We start from the raw sequence: 17,813 nt of genomic DNA on the forward strand, positions 1-17,813 counted from the left end.
CCGAGAGGGTGTGGTCAGGGGCGGAAGGGGCCGCGGACCTCGAAGGTGTGGCCCTCGGTGCGGCCGCGCCTGGCCGAGAAGTAGAGCCGGTCGCCCCTCGGCGAGAACGCCAGCCCCGTGAGCTCGGCCCCGTCGTGCCCGGTGAGCCGCAGGAACGGCGTGACGGCCCGGTCGGGCGCGATGACGTCGATCTCCGTCGTCTCCCTGGCCACGTAGAGGTCGCCCGAGGGGGCGGCGGTGATGGCGCGCACACCCTCGCACAGCCGGTCGAGCGTGGAGGTCTGCGCGTCGTAGGCCCACAGGCCGGTGTCGCCCTTGGTGGTGAAGTAGCAGACGCCGCCCGCGTAGTGGCAGCCGTCGCCGCCGTCGAAGTGGCGGGCGTCCTCGACCTGGTGGCGGGCCGCGGTGAGCAGCGCGGCCGGGGACGGCACCGGCCGCCATCCACCCGAGGCGCACAACACCTCCAGCGTGCCCTCCGTCAGGTCGCCCCAGTCGCCGGGACGGAAGCGGTAGAAGCAGCCGTCGTGCTCGTCCTCGGTCATGTAGACGACGCGCCGCTCGGGGTCGCAGGCGGCGGCCTCGTGCCGGAAGCGGCCCATGGCCAGGCGGGGGCGGGCCGCGCGGGCGCCGTAGGGGTCGCACTCGAAGACGCGGCCGCGGTCGCCGAGCTCGCACGACAGCCAGGTGTGCCACGGCGTGGCGCCGCCCGCGCAGTTGAGGTCGGTGCCGGACAGGATGCGGTACGCGTCGGCGACCGTGCCGTCGGCGCGGAAACGCACCGCGGAGGCGCCGCCGAGCAGGGGCAGCTCGGAGTTGGAGACGTAGATCCAGCCGGCGCCGTCGGGGAAGCAGGCGCCGCCGTCGGGCGCGGCGTGCCAGGTGAGCCCGGCCACCTTGTCACCCGACCGGGCCACCACCCGGCCGGTGAAGCCCGGCGGGAGCGCGAGCCCGTCGGCGGACGCCGGCGTGAGCGGCCCGTACGGGCTGATGCCGCCCTGCAAGAGCGGGCCCGTGCGGAGGAGAGTCTTGTGGGACATCGTGGGGCCTCCCTCTAGGTGCCACGCTAGTCGACCGCACCGACATGAATGGCAAGGACTCGTGACATCAAACTCTGCGCAAACCCCGCGCTCCGTCGTGGCGCGGGATCGCCGGCGGCCCCTGGACGATGCGTGACAGTCCGTACCCACTGGGGCGAAGATCGCCCCCCTGGGGGCGGGTACGCGAAAGCCCGGGCACTGTGGTCGTGCCCGGGCTTTTCGGGTGGTGCGGCCGGCGGCCGCGCGCGGTCAGCGCTGGGCCTGGAACATCCAGTGCTGCTTGTCGATGTCCTGCGTCACGGCGATGAGCAGGTCCTGGCTGACGGGGTCGGCCTCGTCGGTGGCGCGGATGCGCTCGTACATGCGCTTGCTGATGCCGTCGAGGATGTCGGTGACGGTCGCCACGACCTTGCCGTCCTCAAGCCAGCCGCGCTCGGGCTGCTGGAGCTGGGTGGACTTGGCGACGGTCGCCGAACGCCCGTCGGGGTTCACGCCGAGGGCGACCGCCCGCTCGGCGATGGTGTCCATGTGGGTACGGGCCAGGTCGGTCAGCTCGTCGAGCTGGAGGTGAATCGGGCGGAAATGGGCGCCGACGAGGTTCCAGTGCGCCTGCTTGGCGATCAGCGACAGATCGATCAGATCGACCAGGGCGCCCTGCAGGGCTTCGGCGACAGTGTTCTTGGCTTCACCCGAGAGCGGACCGGTGATCGTAGCCATGTCGTATTTCCTCCCCTTCAGTGGTGCTTATGCCTGGTTACAACGTCATCCGCGGCTGGATTCTTCCGATCTTTCCATCATTGACAGTGTAATAGTGACAGTGTCATTGTGGAGGTATGAGCGACACCTGGACCATCGGCGAGCTGGCCGAGCACGCGGCGCAGGCGCTGCGCGCGGGCGCCCAGCCGGTCAACGGCCGGGTCCGCGACGTGCCAGGGGAACGCCTGATCAGGTGGTACACCACCATCGGCCTCGTGGACCCGCCCCTGACCCGGCGCGGCAGGATCGCCCGCTACGGCCGGCGGCACCTGCTGCAACTGGTGGCCGTCAAGCGCATGCAGGCGGAAGGGCACTCGATCGCCGAGATCCAGACGGCGCTGGCCGGCGCGACGAACGCCACGCTGGCGGCGGCCGCCGGCCTCGCCGACGGGCCGTCCGCGGGTGAGGGTCGGGCGGTTCCTCGTCCTCCGCTGGACGGCCCGGCCTTCGCGGGGCCCGCGTCCGTCACCGCGACGACGAACGGGACCTTCGACGGCCAGCCGGGCGGGCGGGCCGGAGGCGAACCGGGCCGCGAGCGCTTCTGGGCCGAACGGCCGGGCCGCCGCGCCCCGGCCGAGAGCGAACGGCCCGGCGGCGCCGGCGCGGAAGGCGAGCGCGCCGGAGGTGGGCCGGTCGCGGGGGTCGTGCTCGCGGACGGTGTGCGGGTGATGTGGGACGGGGGCGGCCTCCGTCCGAGGACGACGTTCAGGCGGTGCTGGCGGCGGCTGGGCCGCTGCTCGCGGTGCTCGTAGAGAGGAGACTGCTGTGAAGATCACTTCGCTGGAGCCCGCACGGTGCCTGCCGGTGCCGGACGCCGGGTTCGGCGCGCTGCTGACCGAGCGCGGAAACCTGCCGCTGGACAGCGTGGACGTGCACGCCGACATCGCCGGGCTCGTCGCCGGGGTCGAGGTCGAGCAGGGGTTCCGCAACCCGTTCGACGTCACGCTGGAGGCGACCTACGTCTTCCCGCTGCCCGACCGGGCGGCGGTGACGGGGTTCAGGATGGAGGCCGACGACCGGGTCGTGGAGGGCGTGCTGAAGGAGCGCGGCCAGGCCAGGGCCGACTACGACCAGGCGCTGCGCGAGGGCAGGCGGGCGGCCATCGCCGAGGAGGACCGGCCCGACGTGTTCACCATCAGGGTGGGCAACATCCTGCCCGGCGAACGCGTCTCGGTCCGGCTGACGATGAGCCAGCCCCTCCCCTACGAGGACGGCGCGGCGACGTTCCGGTTCCCGCTCGTCGTGGCCCCGCGGTACGTCCCGGGCACCCCGCTCGACGGCGAACCGGCGGGCTCCGGGGTGGCGCCGGACACCGACGCGGTGCCCGACGCGTCGAGGATCACGCCGCCGGTGCTGCTGCCCGGCTTCCCCAGCCCCGTGCGGCTCTCGCTCACCGCCCGCGTCGACGCCTCCGGGCTCGACCTGCGGGAGCTGGCCTCCAGCCTGCACGTGGTCGAGGAGGACGGCCACACCGTGCGCCTGCGTCCGGGCGAGCGCCTCGACCGCGACTTCATCCTGCGCCTGTCGTTCGAGGCGTCCACGTCCCTGCAGTTCGACGGGCGGGGGACGTTCGCGCTCACCGTCGTCCCACCCGCCCTCCAGGCCGCCCGCGCGCCGCGGGACGTGGTGCTGGTGCTCGACCGTTCGGGCAGCATGGGCGGCTGGAAGATGGTCGCGGCGCGGCGGGCGGCGGCGCGCATCGTCGACACGCTGACCGCCCACGACCGCTTCAACGTGCTGACGTTCGACTCGGTGGTCGAGGCGGCGTTCGAGGGGCTGGTGGAGGCGTCCGACCGCAACCGGTACCGCGCGGTCGAGCACCTCGCGCGGGTCGACGCGCGCGGCGGCACCGAGCTGCTCGAACCGCTGCGCCGCGCCATCGCGCTCCTCGGCGCGCCCGGCGGCAGGGAGCGGGTGGTGGTGCTGGTCACCGACGGCCAGGTGGGCAACGAGGACCAGATCCTGGAGCAGGCCGGCGGCGCGCTGTCGGCGATGCGGGTGCACACGGTCGGCATCGACCGGGCGGTGAACGCCGGGTTCCTCGGCCGGCTCGCCGGGCTGGGCGCCGGCCGGTGCGAGCTGGTCGAGTCCGAGGACCGGCTCGACGCGGCGATGGAGCAGATCCACCGCAGGATCGGCGCGCCGCTGGTGACGGACCTGTCCCTGAAGGGGCTGGAGACCGAGCCCGGCACGGTGACCCACCTCGGCTCGATCTTCCCTGGGGTGCCGCTCCGTGTGTACGGACGGTGCCGCGAGGGCGCCGAGGCCGTCACCGTCCGCGGCACGTCGGCCGAGGGGCCGTGGGAGGAGCGGGTCACGGGGGTGACCACCGACGGTCCCGCCCTCCGTGCCGTCTGGGCCCGCGCCCACCTGCGTGAGCTGGAGGACCGGTACGCCATGGGCGAGCACGGCCTGGAGTCGCGGATCGTCGAGGTCTCGCTGGAGAACGGCGTGCTGTGCCGGTTCACGGCGTACGTGGCGATCGACACCAGGCAGGTCGCGGAGGGCGCGCCCGAGCACCGGGTCATCCAGCCGGTCGAGCCGCCCAGCGGGTGGGAGCTGCCGCCGAACCCGTCCATGGGCGGGGGGTTCGTGGCGCAGGCGATGACGATGGCGCGGCCCGCGAGCGCTCCCCGCATGATGCCGCCGGCCCCGTCCTCCTTCGACCAGGGCTTCTCTGCGCCGCCTCCGCTCGGCGTCCCTTCTCCGGCCGACGCCCCCTTCCCGGCCCCGCCCCTCGCGGGCGGTCCTGCCGGTCCCCCGCCTCCCGCCCCCGGCGGCGGGACGCCGTCCGCGCCCGGTTCCGGTGGCGGCCCTGGGTCCGGGGCTTCGCCCAAGTTCGCGCCTCCGTCGTCGCCGCGCCCCGCGCACCGGCTGGAGTCGGTCAGGCCGCAACTGCAGGCCGAACTGGACCGGCTCAAGGCGATGGGCGTACCGGACGCGCTGTACCTGGCCGACCTGGGCTCGCGTCTGGCGGCGCTGGCGGCGTACCTGGGCGGGAACGAGGTGCTGGCGGCGCTGGCCCGCGACCTGGAAGCGGCCGAGCGCCCCGGCACGGACATCCGCGCCCTGCACGACCACGCCGTCCAAACCCTGGCCACCCTCACCGGCACCCCCGCCGACCCCACTCTGCCCACCCCGCCGGAGGACCCCATCGCCCCAGGCGACCCGCTGCCCAAGGACGGCCCGCTCGCCCCAGGCGACCCGACCCCTCCCGACATCCCGGGCTCCTCTCCCGCAGCCGACCCCGACCCCGGCAAGCGCCGCCGCCCCTTCTGGAAACGCAGCTGACGCTCAGCTGACCCCGGCAGCGCTGCGCCACCCCGCAGCGCTGCCACCACCATCCAGAGACGGCCCGACGCGGAAGCGCACCGCAGCGCCCCACCCCCCAACGGCTCAACCGCCCAACAGCCCAGCGGTCCGGCGGTCCGGCGGTGCGCTGGTGGGGTGTGGCGAATCGGCGGGCAGCGGGGCCGGTTGGGCTGGACCGGACTTGACGGCATCGGTGTTTCCAAAAAACACTGTTTCCATCAAAGGCGGGAAATCCGGATTCTTCGCCGATTTACTGCTTAATCATCCCGACAACCCGCGATCCCCGACGTGACGGGCCTTGCGGTGGGCACCCGAAGGCCGGCGGCATCCCAGGACGAGCCCCCGCGCCGCGAACGACCCGGCACACCCGCGTACCGGCGCACGAATGATCCCCGCACCCCCACGACCCATTATGAATTCCACGCCCGGCGATATCTCAGCCGCGATATTCAGGCGTCCCAAAGAAAAGGCGTGTCATTCCCATGTGCCACCATCCCCCGCGGCCTCCTATTCTGGACGGGTGAGCACACTCGTCCTGGACGGCGGCCTGTCCACCCATCTGGAGTCGCTCGGCGCGGATCTGCGCGACGAGCTCTGGTCGGCGCGCCTGCTGCTGGAGCAGCCCGAGCTGATCAGGCGGGTGCACGCCGACTACTACGCGGCGGGCGCCGACGTGGCGACCACGGCGAGCTACCAGGCCACCATCCCCGGCTTCCAGCGGCGCGGGCTCGACCGGTCCGAGGCCGAGCGGCTGATCAGGCTGTCGGTCGAGCTGGCCGGGCAGGCCCGCGACGAGGCCGGTCGCGGCCTGGTGGCGGCCTCGGTCGGCCCCTACGGCGCCTATCTGGCCAACGGCGCCGAGTACACCGGCGACTACGACCTCGACGAAGAGGGCCTGCTGGCCTGGCACCGTCCGCGCTGGGAGATCCTGGCCGCCGCCGGCGCCGATCTGCTGGCCTGCGAGACCATCCCGTCCTACGCCGAGGCGCGGGCGCTGGCCGGGCTGCTGGCCGCCACGCCGGAGGTCAAGGCGTGGGTGAGCTTCTCCTGCCGCGACGCCGAGCACATCAACGACGGCACCCCGATCGACCGGGCCGCCGCGCTGTTCTCCGGAAACCCGCAGGTGGTGGCGGTCGGCGTCAACTGCACGGCGCCGCGGCACATCCCCGGGCTGGTCGCCCGGCTGTCCGGCGGACTGCCCGTCGTGGTCTACCCGAACTCGGGCGAGACGTGGGACGCCGAGCGGCGCCGCTGGCTGGGCCTGTCCGACCCGGTGGAGTACGGCCTGGCCGCCAAGGAGTGGGAGCGCGCCGGGGCGTCACTGATCGGCGGCTGCTGCCGTACGACGCCTGAGCACATCAGGCAGATCCGCGCCCACCTGACCTGACGCCCGGCGAGACGTCACCGGCACGCCGGAAGCCCCGGCCCCCTACGAACGGCGTCCGAAAGGGGAGAGCCCGCAGGCACGCCATGCCGGGCCGCGGGACCCCCGCGCACGCCGCGCCGGAGGCGTGGGCGCGCGAGGGTCGCGAGCGGCCGGAACGGGCGGGCCGCTACAGCTGGGCGGTCGCCGGAGCCGTGGTGCGGCGACGGCCGAGGAGGGCGTCGAGCGCCGGGGCGCCGCCGCCGGTGAATCCCACCGCCAGGCTCGCCGCCGCCAGCGCGAGGACGAACTCGTAGCCTCCCTCACCGGCCCCGAAGCCGCTGGAGCCGTGGACGAACACGATCGCCCCGATCATGTCGAGGGCCAGCAGCGTGCCCGCGATCGGCAGGGCGGCGCCGAGGATCAGCGCGATGCCGCCGACCACCTCCAGCACAGCCACGGCCGGCGCGGCCACTCCGGCCAGGGGGATGCCCGCGGACTCGAAGAACTTCGTGGTGCCCGCGATGCCCATGTCGGCGAACTTCTGGTAGCCGTGCACCAGGAAGATCACCCCGATGGCGATCCTGGCCAGCAGCAGGGCGATGGGACGCGCCTGGTCGATCATGGCTCCTCCAAGGGAGTCGTTCAGATTTGAACAACCACTCTACCGGTAGTTCAAATCTGAACAACAAGTACACTTGGGACGTGACGGACACCCGCTGGCTCGACGAGACGGAGATGGCCGCCTGGCGCGCCTTCCTGTCGGCCTCCCACCTGCTCGAACGGCGTATCGAGGAGCAGCTCAAGGCCGCGGCCGGGCTGACGCACCCGCAGTACGAGATCCTGGTGCGGTTGTCGGCCGCCCCCGAGCGCCGGATGCGCATGACCGAGCTGGCCCGGGGCGTGGTGGTGTCCAAGAGCGCGCTGACGTACCAGATCACGCAGCTGGAGAAGGCGGGGCTGGTGGAGCGCGCCACGTGCCCGTCCGACGACCGCGGGGTGCTGGCGGTGCTCACGGACGCGGGCGAGCGCTGCCTGCAACGCGTCGCCCCCGGGCACGTGGAGGTCGTGCGGGACTACCTGATCGACCGGCTCAGCCGCGCGGAGCTGACCTCACTGACCAGCGCGATGACGAAAAGCGAACAGGCCCTCAGGAGCTGACCGCGAAGGCGAGCGGGCCCAGGTCTGATCCAAGAAGCGAACAAGCGCCCTCAGGAGCCGGCCTTGGCGGCGGCGCGGCGGGCGCGTTCCATCTCGACCCGGGCGCTGGCGGCGTACTTGTCGACGTATTCCTGGCCGGACAGCTCCATCAGCGCGTACATGATCTCGTCGGTGACCGCGCGCAGGACCAGCCGGTCGTCCTCCATGCCGTAGTAGCGGGAGAAGTCGAGCGGCTTGCCGAACCGGACGCCCGGCCGGATGCCGAGCTTGGGGAACAGCCGCCCGGGCGGCATCATCTCGTACGTGTTGACCATCGCCCACGGGATGACCGGCACGCGCGACTCCAGCGCGAGCCGGGCCACGCCGGTCTTGCCCTTGTAGAGGCGGCCGTCGGGCGAGCGGGTGCCCTCGGGGTAGATGCCGAGGACGTTGCCCTCGCGCAGGATGCGCAGGCCGGTGCGGAGCGCGGCCTCGCTGGCCTTGCCGCCGGAGCGGTCGATCGGCACGGTGCCGACGCCGCTGAAGAACAGCCGGGTGAAGAAGCCCTTGATGCCGGTGCCGGTGAAGTAGTCGGCCTTGCCGAGCGAGATCACCTTGCGGCGGATCTGCAGCGGGCCGAAGAAGTGGTCGGCGAAGGAGAGGTGGTTTCCGGCCAGGATCGCGGGCCCCTGCCTGGGTACGTTGTCCCCACCCTCCGTCCACGGACGGAAGAGCATGAGGATCGGCTTCAAGATGGCCTTGACCACCCAGTAGAACACCCGGTCACCTCTTCCCCAGGACATCGTGATTGAGCAGAGTCATCTTCCCATCCTTGGCGAGATGCAACTACACCAGCTCTCGCACAATCACCCCCGAACGTGCGACGATCGGGCAGTTCCGGGATGAAATTGCGTCAAGGAGCTGTTATGCCGCTCATGCCAGGCGCGGAGCCCTACCACCACCGAGCGGGTCAGGTCGGTGTGCTGCTGTGCCATGGGTTCACCGGCACGCCGCAGTCGCTGCGGCCCTGGGCCGAGTACCTGGCGGGCCATGGGGTCAGCGTCTCGCTGCCCCGCCAGCCCGGGCACGGCACCACGTGGCAGGAGATGAACCGCACCCGCTGGGAAGACTGGTACGCCGAGGTGGAGAAGGCGTTCGCCGATCTCCAGGGGCGCTGCTCGGAGCTGTTCGTGGCGGGCCTGTCACTGGGCGGCTGCCTGGCGCTGCGGCTGGCCGAGGTGCACGGTGACGCGGTCAGGGGCGTGGTGGTGGTCAACCCGTCCATCGCCAGCGACGTGCCGCTGCTGAGGCTGGCGCCGCTGCTGAAGTGGTTCCTGCCGTCGGTGCCCGGCGTCGCCAACGACGTCAAGAAGCCCGGCGTGACCGAGCTGGCCTACGCCCGTACGCCCGTCAAGGCGGCCGCGTCGCTGCCGGGGCTGTGGTCGCTGGTGCAGGCCGACCTGGCGAAGGTCACCCAGCCGCTGCTGGTCTTCCACAGCCGCGACGACCATGTGGTGAAACCGACGAGTGTGGCGATCATTCGCCAGAAGGTCCCGCAGGCCACGATCGAGGAGCTCACGGACAGCTACCATGTTGCGACGCTTGACAACGATGCCGACAGGATCTTTGCCGGTAGCCTCGACTTCATCCGGACACATGCCTCGGTACCCTTGCAGAGGGACTGATCGCACCCAGGGGGAAGTCGCGATCGCTGCGGAGAGGCCCATCTAGGTGACGCCCCAGAGTGACGAGGACGAGGTCTGGCGGCAGATCGTCGCGTCCTTCAACGACACAGCCGAGCGCGACTCGGCCGACCAGCCATGGCCGGACAGCGAGAACGTGCCCGCCGAGCCCACCCGCAGGGTGGTCAAACCGTCCGAGGAGCTCGAACTCGACCAGGACGAGCCCGACCGCGACGACCGCGACCATGACCATGACCGCGACGACGACGAGGACGAGGGGCACTTCCAGCCGCCTCCCCCGCCGCCGCTGCCCAAGCTCGACCTGCCCACCAAGCTCGCGTGGGTGGCCCTGTTCGGCGGGCCCGCCTACCTGCTGGTGGCGGCGATGGCGAGCTGGCAGATGGAGGGGTGGGCGCTGTTCACCGCGGTGGCGGCGTTCATCGGCGGGTTCGTGGCGCTGGTCGTGCGCATGGGCGACGGCCCGCCCAACGACTCGGGCTGGGACGACGGCGCCGTGCTGTAGGCCGGCCCGCTACGACTTGGCCGTGGTGGTGCGGGGGGCGAAGGACTCCACGACGTCGGTGTAGCGGTCGGCCGTGTCGACGGCGTGGCCGACCGCCCACAGCGCCCCCTTGCCGGCCAGGTAGGCCACCGCCTGGAGGCGTACGCTGCTGCGGCCCTTCTCCGCGGCGCCGCGGATGATCTGGCAGGCGTCCTTCTCGCAGCGCATCACGAACGGCTGGGCCGCCTGCTCCGGGTCGTAGCCGGTCATCCAGTAGCGGCCCTTGCCGTCGCCGGTGACGCCGTAGAGGCGGGCGCCGGTGGCCGGGATCGCCAGGCGCTGCCAGCGTTTGCCGTTCCAGGTGAGCACGAGCGGCGAGATCTCGCCGGGGCCGTGGTAGACCCCGCCGACGGCCACCGCCCGCTTGGAGCTGTCGACCTGGATGTCGCGCAGGTAGCCGCCGGGGACGGCGGGCACGGACATCGACTTCCAGGCCCCCGACGTGTAGTGCATGATCAGCGGCGCGCCGCCGGTGTCGCCGACGGCGAAGCCCGAGGCGACCGCGTAGAGCGCGCCCTTCTCCTTGGTCTCCTGGACGGTCCAGGTGTTGCCCTGGCCGGTGAGGATGAGCCCGGACTTCTCCCGGCTGCCGACCGCGACCACCCGGCCCGGCTTGGCGTCGATGCCGCCCAGCCAGTCGCCGGCGTGCAGCCCCTGCGGCCGGACCCGGTCGAAGCCCGTGACGTCGCCGTGGGCCAGGTAGGGCAGGCCGTCGTGGCCGTCGCCGACGGCCCACACGTCGGAGGCCCCGGCGGCGGCCAGGCCGCGCAGGTTGCCCGCGGCGGTGGCGTCGCGCACGGCCACCTCGTTCCAGGACGTGCCGTTCCAGTGGCGGATCGTGCCGCGGTTCTTCCAGACGTCCCAGATTTCCTGCTGGCCGACCGCCCATACGTCGCCCGGCGAGACGGCGAGCACGTCGGAGAGCGAGCCGTCCGCGTCGAGACGCGCGCTCGTCGACTTCTGCCACGCCTCGGCGGCGGGACGGGGCTCGGCATGCGCGGCGGGCGTGACCTGCGGCAAGGCCACGGACGTCGCCAGAAGGACGGAGAGCGCACGCCGCTGAGAGCGACGGGTCATGAACAAATGCTACGGGCTGCCCCGGGCGGCTCGCCCGTCAGAGTCCAACCTGCAACTCGGCGAGCACCGGCAGATGGTCGCTGGCCCCGGCCAGATCGGCGTTGCCGGCCGCCACTCCCCCGCAGGACAGGACGCGTGCCTCGCGCGCGGCGAACACCGCGTCGATGCGCTCGGCGGGCCGCGCGGCGGGGAAGGTCAGCCCGTCGCCGGCGGGCGCGACGGCGTGGCAGTCGGACAGCCGGGCGGCCAGGAAACGCCAGGCCGGCTGGTGCCCCCGCTCGTTGACGTCGGCGCCGACCACGATCGCGGCGTCGTGCGCGGCGGCCGCCCGTTCCATGAGGGACACGGCCTCGCCCGCGTGCCGCAGCCGGGCGGCGAGGTGGAGGTCGAGGTGGAGCGAGCCGACGGCCAGCCGCGCGCCGCCGATCTCGACGACGGCGACGGCCAGCACCCGCCGTTCCAGGCCGGGGAACGCCTTGAGCCGGTGCAGCCGCGACTCCAGCACCCGGGCCCGCGGCCCGGCCAGCACGCACACGCCGCCGGCGCGTCCCGGCGTGGCCACCCGCAGCCCGCCGGCCTCGGCCAGTGCCCGGCGCCTGGCCCGCCATCGGGCGAACCTCGGCGCCTCCTGGACGCACACCAGGTCGGCCCGCATGGCGGCGAGCACCCGGCGCAGCGCGGGCACGTCGTCGCGCATGCTCCGCACGTTGTACGAGGCGACCCTGACCAGCACGCGCTAGCGCCGCCTGGCCAGGTCGGCGGCCCCGACCACGCCCGCGGACGCGCCCAGCTCGGCCAGCCGGATCTCGGCGAGCGGCCGGTGGCCGTGGCCGGTGAGCTGCCTGGCGAACACCTCGCGGGCCTCGTCGAGGAACAGGTCGGCGGCCCGGGAGACGCCGCCGCCGACGATGAAGCAGCCGGGGTCGAGCACGGCGGCCAGGTCGGCCATGCCCTGCCCGAGCCAGTCGGCCAGGCTGCGGAAGGCGGCCAGCGAGGCCTTGTCGCCCAGCCGGGCGGCCTCGGTCACCTCTTCGCCCTCGATCCGGCCGCCGGCCAGGCCGAGCAGGATCTCGGCGCGGTCGGGCTGCCGGGCGGCGATCTCCCTGGCCTCCTTGACCAGGGCCTGGCCGCTGGCGTACTGCTCCCAGCAGCCGATGTTGCCGCAGCCGCACACCCGTCCGTCGGGCACGACCTGCATGTGGCCGAGCTCGGCGCCCATGCCCCAGCGGCCGCGGTAGAGGGCGCCGTCGATGACGATGCCGCCGCCGATGCCGGTGCCGAGCGTCAGGCAGACCACGTGGGACTGGCCGCGCCCGGCGCCGAACCTGGTCTCGCCCCAGGCCATGGCGTTGGCGTCGTTCTCGATCACGACGGGCAGGCCGACCAGGTCGCCGATCTTCTTCTGCAGCGGCTCCTCGCGCCAGGCGAGGTTGGGGGCGAAACGCACGATCGAGCGGGTCTCGTCGACGAACCCGGCCGCGCCGACGCCGACCGCCTCGACGTCCCTTCCCTCCGACAGCTCGCGGACGACGTCCGCGACCGTGTCGGCGACCACGTCGGGCCGGTCGGCCGCGGTCGGCCTGAGCGTGTGTTCGACGATCTCGCCGTTGTCGTCGACCACGCCCGCGGCGACCTTGGTACCGCCGATGTCGACACCGATCGTGAGCATGCCGCGTGTCTCCCTATCCCAGATCTATGTGTTCCACGTCGCCGCGGTCGCGGTCACGGGTGTCGCGCGGCCCGCGGGGGCGGGCCTGCTCAGCGCGTCGAAGGCCCCGCGCACCGCGGCGAACAGCTCGCCGCCCGCGGCCACCAGGTGGCCGGTCACGTCGGAGCCCGACTCCCGCTGCGCCGCGATCGCCCGGCACACCGGGCAGGCGCGGCAGATGTACTCGTCGTGGGGCTCGGACACCGCCTCGCTCCACACGTCCCGCTCCTTGCGGGCGCCGCCGCCCGTGAAGGAGTTGTAGACGGTCTTGCCGACCTGGCGCGTGGCGCGCCCCTGGATCGTCTCGAACAGCTTGCGCGCCTCGTCGGCCACGGTGCCGATGGGGTCTCTGTCGTTGTTCTCGGTCATCTGGCCCTCCCTGCGTATGGTTCGCTCATCCTGCTCAACTCATTCGGAGCCGGATTCGCTCCCCACACTGAACCGTATTCTCAGCGCGCCGTCGCGGAGCACGGCGGAGCCGATCTTCCTGCGGGCCAGCGCCGCGGGCAGCGCCAGGATCCTGCGGTACGGGCCGGCGGTGATGATGAGCTCGTCGCCCTTGCGGGCCAGGTCGACGTCGTCGCGGTCGGCGCCGGGCAGGGCGAGCGTCAGCTCGTCGGCGCTCAACCGCAGCGGCGGCTCGACGGCGGGCGCCGCGAACGGGTCGGTCTCCCCGTAGACGGAGGCGCCCACCTCGGCCAGCGCGCGCCGGCCGACCGGCTCGGCGGGCAGGTACGGGACGGTGTGGACGGGCAGCGGCGCGAACGACTCCTCGGCCTCGGCCAGCAGCTTGGCCTGGGCCGTCACCCAGTTGGCCCGCCACTCGTCGGCGCCGCCGGCCGGGAAGACGCGGTTGGCGATGACGGCGTCGACGCGGTAGCCGTACAGGTTGAGCGAGGTGAGGGTGCGCCTGGCCTCGGCGAGCACCACGGCCTCGGGGGTGAGCACGAGCCGCACGGACGCGCTGTCGCCGGTGAGCAGCTCGCGCACCTCCATCAGCCCGCGGTGGAAACGCTCGGCGGCGTTCATGACGTCGTCGCCCGGCGCGCTGACCCGGGCCACGCTGCGCATGAACGGCGAGACGACCTTGACGAGCTTGCGGCCGACCGGCATGAGCCTGGTGACGTGCCAGTCGAGCGCCTCGGGCAGGGCCAGCAGCCGCAGCGTCTCGGCGGTGGGGGCGCAGTCGATCACGATGACGTCCCAGGCGCCCTGGCGGGCGTGCTCGCGCAGTTCGAGCAGGGCGATGACCTCCTCGGCGCCGGGCAGCACGGTGATCTCCTCGGAGGTGATCTCGTCGAGGCCCAGCTCGGTGAGCACGCCCCTGGCGTAGTGCTGCAGCTCCCCCCAGTGGCGCTCCAGCGTCTTCTGCGTGTCGACCTGGTGCAGGTGGAGGCCCGGCGCGATCTCGCCGGGCTCGACGGCGAGCGCGTCGGCCAGCGAGTGGGCGGTGTCGGTGGAGACGATCAGCGTCTTGAGCCCGCGCTCGGCGGCCAGCGTGGCGGTCGCGGCGGCGGCGGTGGTCTTGCCCACGCCGCCCTTGCCGGTGAAGAGCAGGACCCTGGGGTTCACCGGGGACGGCCCTCGACGCGCTTCTTCAGCCCCTTGAGCGCGGTGTCCACGATCACCTTCTCGGCCTTGCGCTTGATCATCCCGATCATGGGCACCGTGAGGTCGACGGTGAGCTCGTACGTCACGTCGGTGCCACTGCCCGTCTCGGCGAGCTGGTAACTTCCGCGCAGGTCGCCGACCATCTTGCCCGGCTCGACCACCTGCCAGCGCACGCCCTCGTCGCCGTCCCAGGTGTAGGCCAGGGTGTAGGTGTCGTTGATCACGCCCGCGTCGAGGACGAACCGCACCTGCTCGGGCCGCCCGTCGGCGCCCGTACTGACGACCTCGGCGCGCTTGATCGATCCGGCCCATTCGGGATAGGCGGGGAAGTCGGCGATGACCGCCATGACCTCTGCGCGGCCGGCGCCGATGGTGGTGCTCGAAGTGGTGCGATCAGCCATGCGACCACCGTAATGCAGAATCCGCCCGTTGCGGCGGAGCGCCGGTCACGGGCCGCCCGGCTCACCATTCCAGGACGAACGGCTCACCTCTTCCGCGGAAGTGGCCGACGTTCACGCACTCGGTGCGGCCGATGCGGGCGCGACGGTGGAGCGGCTGGTGCACGTGGCCGAACAGGGCGTAACGCGGCTGGGTGCGCCGGATGGCCGCCAGCGTGGCCTCGCTGCCGCGCTCGAAGCGCCTGGCCACGACGTCGTAGAGCAGCTCGGGCAGGGCGGGCGGGATGTGGCAGCACAGCACGTCGACCTCGCCGATCGCCTCGACCTTGGCGGCGTACTCCTCGTCGCCGATCTCGTACGGGGTGCGGTAGGGGGTCTTGAGCCCGCCGCCGACGAAGCCGAAGCGCAGGCCGCCGATCTCCACCACCTGGCCGTCGAGCACCTGATGGCCCGGTTTGAGGTAGTCGGGCCACAGGCGGGGAATGTCCACGTTGCCGTAGGTGAGGTAGGCGGGGGTGGGCATGGCGGCGAAGAGGGTGGCGTACTGGGCGCGCACGTTGCGCTCGATGTGCTCGCGCGGGTCGCCGTCGAGGGTGGCCCACAGGCGCGCCGACATGGCCCTGGCCTCGTCGAAGCGCTTGGCCGTGCGCAGGGCGATGAACTCGGCGGCCCGCTCCGCGCCGAACAGGTCGGCGAAGATGCCGTTGGCGTGGTCGTCGTAGTCGATGAAGAGGATCAGGTCGCCCAGGCACACCAGCGCGTCGGCGCCCTCGCCCGCCCGGGCCAGCGCGTCGGCCCTGCCGTGCACGTCACTCACCACGTGGACCCTCATGGGGAAATCCTAGGTGGGACGGCTGCTAGCGTGATGAACGCCCTTCATAACGCTCCCATGACGATGCTACCGGCGCGTAACTTAAGGCGGTAACGTCCAGGCGGTCCCCGTAGAGGAGTTGAAAGTTCGTGCGCGAGTACAGCGTCCCCGTCCTGGTCGATGTGCCTGCCTCAGCAAGCCTGCCCGACACGGTCTTCGACCGGGCCGAGCGGGAGCCCGGCACCGTGATCATGCGCCGCAAGACCGACGACGGCTGGCCCGTCGTGACCGCGGGCGAGTTCCGCGACCAGGTGGTCGAGGTGGCCAGGGGGCTCATCGCGGCCGGGATCGAGCACGGCGACCGGGTCGCGCTGATGTCGCGCACGCGTTACGAGTGGACGCTGATCGACTACGCCCTCTGGTCCGTCGGCGCGGTCACCGTCCCGATCTACGAGACGTCGTCGGTGGAGCAGGTCCGGTGGATCCTGGCCGACAGCGAGGCCAAGGCGGCCTTCGTCGAGCTCGACACGCACGAGGAGACCGTCCGCGAGGCCGCGCCCGAGCTGAAGGCCGTCTGGCGGGTCGAGGGGCGGCTCGACGTGGAGGGCGTGCCCGGCTCGGCCGTGGACGAGCGCAGGAAGAAGGTCGTCGCCTCCGACCTGGCCACGATCGTCTACACCTCGGGCACCACCGGCCGTCCCAAGGGCTGCCGGATCACCCACGACAACCTGCTGTTCACCGCTCTCAACGTGCTGCGCGGGCCGCTCGACCGGCTGTTCAGCTCGAAGGATCCGGCGGCGCTGCTGTTCCTGCCGCTCGCGCACATCTTCGCGCGGATGATCCAGGTGGTGCTGGTCGAGGCCGGTGCGATCATGGCGCACACCCCGAACATGAAGAACGTCGCCCCCGACCTCCAGGACTTCAAGCCGACGTTCCTGCTGGGCGTGCCGCGCGTGTTCGAGAAGGTCTACAACGGCGCCGAGCAGAAGGCCGCCGCGGGCGGCAAGGGCAAGATCTTCGCCCGCGCCGTCGACGTGGCGGTGGCCTGGAGCAAGGCCGAGGCGTCCGGCGGCGCGCCGCTCGGCCTGCGGCTGCGTCACATGCTGTTCGACCGGCTGGTCTACGCCAAGCTGCGGGCGGCCACCGGCGGCCGGCTGTCGGCCGCGGTCTCCGGCGGCTCGGCGCTCGGCGACCGGCTCGGCCACTTCTTCCGGGGCGTCGGCATCGAGGTCTTCGAGGGCTACGGCCTGACCGAGACCTCCGCCCCCATCTCGGTCAACATGCCGGGCGCCAACAAGATCGGCACGGTCGGCAAGCCGCTGCCCGGCGTCTCGGTCCGCATCGGCGACGACGGCGAGATCCTGGCCAAGGGCCGCAACGTCTTCGACGGCTACTGGAGGAACGACGCCGCCACCGCCGAGGCGGTCGACGCCGACGGCTGGTACCGCACGGGCGACGTCGGCGAGCTCGACGCCGACGGCTACCTGCGCATCACCGGCCGCAAGAAGGAGATCCTGGTGACGGCCGCGGGCAAGAACGTCGCCCCCGGCCCGCTGGAGGACGCCCTACGCGCTCACCCGCTGGTGTCCCAGGCCATGATCGTCGGCGAGGGCCGTCCCTTCGTCGCCGCGCTGGTCACGCTCGACCCCGAGGCGACGCCCGCCGGCCGCAGCGCGGCCGAGCTGCGCGCCGACCCGGCGATCCTGGCGCAGGTCCAGGAGGCCGTCGACCGGGCCAACGGCATGGTGTCGAAGGCCGAGCAGATCAAGAAGTTCACGATCCTCGAAACCGACCTCACCGAGGAGAGCGGCCACCTGACGCCGACGCTGAAGGTCAAGCGCAACCTGGTGATGCGCGACTACGCCAAGGAGATCGACGAGCTCTACGGCCACTAGCTAGGCGCGCTCGGGCCAGACGAGGCCCTGATCGGTCCAGATGACGCCCTTGTTGCGGCAGAGGCAGAAGGGGTGGCCGACGGGGTCGGTGTAGACGCGCCAGCCGTAGCCGTCGGGGCCGACGGAATCCTGCCGCAGCGACGCGCCGAGGGCCAGGACGCGGATCTGTTCGGCCTCGATGTCGTCGACCTCGAAGTCGAGGTGGAACTGCTTGGGGTGCTCGCTGTCGGGCCACTGCGGGGCGCGGTAGTCCGCCACCGGGTTGAAGGCCAGCTCGATCTCGCCGAACTGGATGCCGGCCCAGTTCGCGTGGCTGCCGTCCTTGATCGGGCGGCCCGTCACCTCGGCGTAGAAGGCCGCCAGTTTCATCGCATCCGGGCAGTCGATGATGAAGTCGGTGAATCGCAGCATCCCGCGATCCTGTCACAAGGTCGCATGAGCCGGACTTCGGGACAGGCCCA

The 17,813-nt window shown here is 72.3% G+C and carries 19 protein-coding genes; 7 read left to right on the forward strand and 12 right to left on the reverse strand.

Annotated features, from left to right (window positions below):
• Nucleotides 1-14 precede the first annotated feature (14 nt).
• Both ACNF49_RS42815 and ACNF49_RS42820 read right to left on the reverse strand, forming a co-directional pair.
• Nucleotides 15-1,037 carry an alkaline phosphatase PhoX gene (locus ACNF49_RS42815; RefSeq protein ID WP_357967815.1) on the reverse strand — a complete coding sequence of 341 codons (1,023 nt, stop codon included), beginning with the start codon at nt 1,035-1,037 and terminating at the stop codon, nt 15-17.
• 249 nt (nt 1,038-1,286) lie between these two features.
• Nucleotides 1,287-1,754: a Dps family protein gene (locus ACNF49_RS42820; RefSeq protein ID WP_357967813.1), complete on the reverse strand. Its 468-nt coding sequence runs from the start codon at nt 1,752-1,754 to the stop codon at nt 1,287-1,289.
• Between the two features lie 116 nt (nt 1,755-1,870).
• Here ACNF49_RS42820 and ACNF49_RS42825 point away from each other — a divergent pair, with 116 nt between their 5' ends.
• From ACNF49_RS42825 to mmuM, 3 genes are all read left to right on the forward strand, one after another.
• Complete coding sequence (locus ACNF49_RS42825) at nt 1,871-2,545, forward strand: helix-turn-helix domain-containing protein (RefSeq protein WP_482941307.1); 675 nt, start codon at nt 1,871-1,873, stop codon at nt 2,543-2,545.
• A gap of 13 nt (nt 2,546-2,558) precedes the next feature.
• Nucleotides 2,559-5,084, forward strand: coding sequence for a VIT domain-containing protein (locus tag ACNF49_RS42830; RefSeq protein ID WP_482941308.1), 2,526 nt, complete (start codon nt 2,559-2,561; stop codon nt 5,082-5,084).
• A gap of 541 nt (nt 5,085-5,625) precedes the next feature.
• The gene (gene mmuM / locus ACNF49_RS42835; RefSeq protein WP_357967805.1) at nt 5,626-6,492 is read left to right on the forward strand and encodes a homocysteine S-methyltransferase; all 867 of its coding nucleotides are present in this window, start codon (nt 5,626-5,628) and stop codon (nt 6,490-6,492) included.
• A gap of 166 nt (nt 6,493-6,658) precedes the next feature.
• On the opposite strand, the gene ACNF49_RS42840 is transcribed toward mmuM, so the two are convergent.
• A complete protein-coding gene (locus ACNF49_RS42840; protein WP_482941309.1) occupies nt 6,659-7,093 on the reverse strand; it encodes a DoxX family protein in 435 nt (144 codons plus the stop codon).
• An 80-nt stretch (nt 7,094-7,173) separates the two neighbouring features.
• On the opposite strand from ACNF49_RS42840, the gene ACNF49_RS42845 reads away from it, so the two are divergent.
• Nucleotides 7,174-7,629 carry a MarR family winged helix-turn-helix transcriptional regulator gene (locus tag ACNF49_RS42845; protein ID WP_482941310.1) on the forward strand — a complete coding sequence of 152 codons (456 nt, stop codon included), beginning with the start codon at nt 7,174-7,176 and terminating at the stop codon, nt 7,627-7,629.
• Nucleotides 7,630-7,679: 50 nt separating this feature from the next.
• On the opposite strand, the gene ACNF49_RS42850 is transcribed toward ACNF49_RS42845, so the two are convergent.
• Nucleotides 7,680-8,387: a lysophospholipid acyltransferase family protein gene (locus ACNF49_RS42850; protein ID WP_482945660.1), complete on the reverse strand. Its 708-nt coding sequence runs from the start codon at nt 8,385-8,387 to the stop codon at nt 7,680-7,682.
• A 147-nt stretch (nt 8,388-8,534) separates the two neighbouring features.
• On the opposite strand from ACNF49_RS42850, the gene ACNF49_RS42855 reads away from it, so the two are divergent.
• Together ACNF49_RS42855 and ACNF49_RS42860 are read left to right on the forward strand one after the other, a co-directional pair.
• Nucleotides 8,535-9,293 (forward strand): alpha/beta hydrolase, encoded by a 759-nt coding sequence (locus tag ACNF49_RS42855; protein WP_357967798.1) that lies wholly within the window; start codon nt 8,535-8,537, stop codon nt 9,291-9,293.
• 46 nt (nt 9,294-9,339) lie between these two features.
• Nucleotides 9,340-9,813 (forward strand): hypothetical protein, encoded by a 474-nt coding sequence (locus ACNF49_RS42860; protein WP_482941311.1) that lies wholly within the window; start codon nt 9,340-9,342, stop codon nt 9,811-9,813.
• Between the two features lie 9 nt (nt 9,814-9,822).
• Here the strand turns inward: ACNF49_RS42860 and ACNF49_RS42865 are convergent, their stop codons facing one another.
• From ACNF49_RS42865 to ACNF49_RS42895, 7 genes are all read right to left on the reverse strand, one after another.
• Nucleotides 9,823-10,929, reverse strand: a complete 1,107-nt coding sequence (locus ACNF49_RS42865; protein WP_357967793.1) for a hypothetical protein — start codon at nt 10,927-10,929, stop codon at nt 9,823-9,825.
• 37 nt (nt 10,930-10,966) lie between these two features.
• A complete protein-coding gene (locus ACNF49_RS42870) occupies nt 10,967-11,626 on the reverse strand; it encodes an endonuclease/exonuclease/phosphatase family protein (RefSeq protein WP_357967791.1) in 660 nt (219 codons plus the stop codon).
• Nucleotides 11,627-11,665: 39 nt separating this feature from the next.
• Entirely contained in the window at nt 11,666-12,598 is a 933-nt protein-coding gene (locus ACNF49_RS42875) for an ROK family glucokinase (protein WP_357967789.1), read from the reverse strand.
• Nucleotides 12,599-12,622: 24 nt separating this feature from the next.
• Nucleotides 12,623-13,006 carry a hypothetical protein gene (locus ACNF49_RS42880; RefSeq protein ID WP_482941312.1) on the reverse strand — a complete coding sequence of 128 codons (384 nt, stop codon included), beginning with the start codon at nt 13,004-13,006 and terminating at the stop codon, nt 12,623-12,625.
• Nucleotides 13,007-13,045: 39 nt separating this feature from the next.
• Complete coding sequence (locus ACNF49_RS42885) at nt 13,046-14,209, reverse strand: ArsA family ATPase (RefSeq protein WP_357967783.1); 1,164 nt, start codon at nt 14,207-14,209, stop codon at nt 13,046-13,048.
• Nucleotides 14,206-14,649, reverse strand: coding sequence for an SRPBCC family protein (locus tag ACNF49_RS42890; protein ID WP_357967781.1), 444 nt, complete (start codon nt 14,647-14,649; stop codon nt 14,206-14,208). The genes ACNF49_RS42885 and ACNF49_RS42890 overlap by 4 nt, the downstream gene beginning before the upstream one ends.
• Before the next feature lie 61 nt (nt 14,650-14,710).
• Nucleotides 14,711-15,478, reverse strand: coding sequence for a metallophosphoesterase (locus ACNF49_RS42895; protein ID WP_357967778.1), 768 nt, complete (start codon nt 15,476-15,478; stop codon nt 14,711-14,713).
• A 128-nt stretch (nt 15,479-15,606) separates the two neighbouring features.
• On the opposite strand from ACNF49_RS42895, the gene ACNF49_RS42900 reads away from it, so the two are divergent.
• Nucleotides 15,607-17,352, forward strand: coding sequence for an AMP-dependent synthetase/ligase (locus ACNF49_RS42900; RefSeq protein ID WP_482941313.1), 1,746 nt, complete (start codon nt 15,607-15,609; stop codon nt 17,350-17,352).
• Here the strand turns inward: ACNF49_RS42900 and ACNF49_RS42905 are convergent, their stop codons facing one another.
• Nucleotides 17,353-17,763 (reverse strand): VOC family protein, encoded by a 411-nt coding sequence (locus ACNF49_RS42905; RefSeq protein WP_482941314.1) that lies wholly within the window; start codon nt 17,761-17,763, stop codon nt 17,353-17,355. It lies immediately after the preceding gene.
• Nucleotides 17,764-17,813: the final 50 nt, after the last annotated feature.

This window comes from Actinomadura sp. ATCC 39365 (assembly GCF_054392275.1).

What these genes read in the sequence shown, in the direction of transcription:
- ACNF49_RS42815 (WP_357967815.1), bottom strand. Translation starts at nt 1,037, where the DNA reads ATGTCCCACAAGACTCTCCTCCGCACGGGCCCGCTCTTGCAGGGCGGC.
- ACNF49_RS42820 (WP_357967813.1), bottom strand. Translation starts at nt 1,754, where the DNA reads ATGGCTACGATCACCGGTCCGCTCTCGGGTGAAGCCAAGAACACTGTC.
- ACNF49_RS42825 (WP_482941307.1), top strand. Translation starts at nt 1,871, where the DNA reads ATGAGCGACACCTGGACCATCGGCGAGCTGGCCGAGCACGCGGCGCAG.
- ACNF49_RS42840 (WP_482941309.1), bottom strand. Translation starts at nt 7,093, where the DNA reads ATGATCGACCAGGCGCGTCCCATCGCCCTGCTGCTGGCCAGGATCGCC.
- ACNF49_RS42855 (WP_357967798.1), top strand. Translation starts at nt 8,535, where the DNA reads ATGCCGCTCATGCCAGGCGCGGAGCCCTACCACCACCGAGCGGGTCAG.
- ACNF49_RS42865 (WP_357967793.1), bottom strand. Translation starts at nt 10,929, where the DNA reads ATGACCCGTCGCTCTCAGCGGCGTGCGCTCTCCGTCCTTCTGGCGACG.
- ACNF49_RS42870 (WP_357967791.1), bottom strand. Translation starts at nt 11,626, where the DNA reads ATGCGCGACGACGTGCCCGCGCTGCGCCGGGTGCTCGCCGCCATGCGG.
- ACNF49_RS42875 (WP_357967789.1), bottom strand. Translation starts at nt 12,598, where the DNA reads ATGCTCACGATCGGTGTCGACATCGGCGGTACCAAGGTCGCCGCGGGC.
- ACNF49_RS42880 (WP_482941312.1), bottom strand. Translation starts at nt 13,006, where the DNA reads ATGACCGAGAACAACGACAGAGACCCCATCGGCACCGTGGCCGACGAG.
- ACNF49_RS42890 (WP_357967781.1), bottom strand. Translation starts at nt 14,649, where the DNA reads ATGGCTGATCGCACCACTTCGAGCACCACCATCGGCGCCGGCCGCGCA.
- ACNF49_RS42895 (WP_357967778.1), bottom strand. Translation starts at nt 15,478, where the DNA reads ATGAGGGTCCACGTGGTGAGTGACGTGCACGGCAGGGCCGACGCGCTG.
- ACNF49_RS42905 (WP_482941314.1), bottom strand. Translation starts at nt 17,763, where the DNA reads ATGCTGCGATTCACCGACTTCATCATCGACTGCCCGGATGCGATGAAA.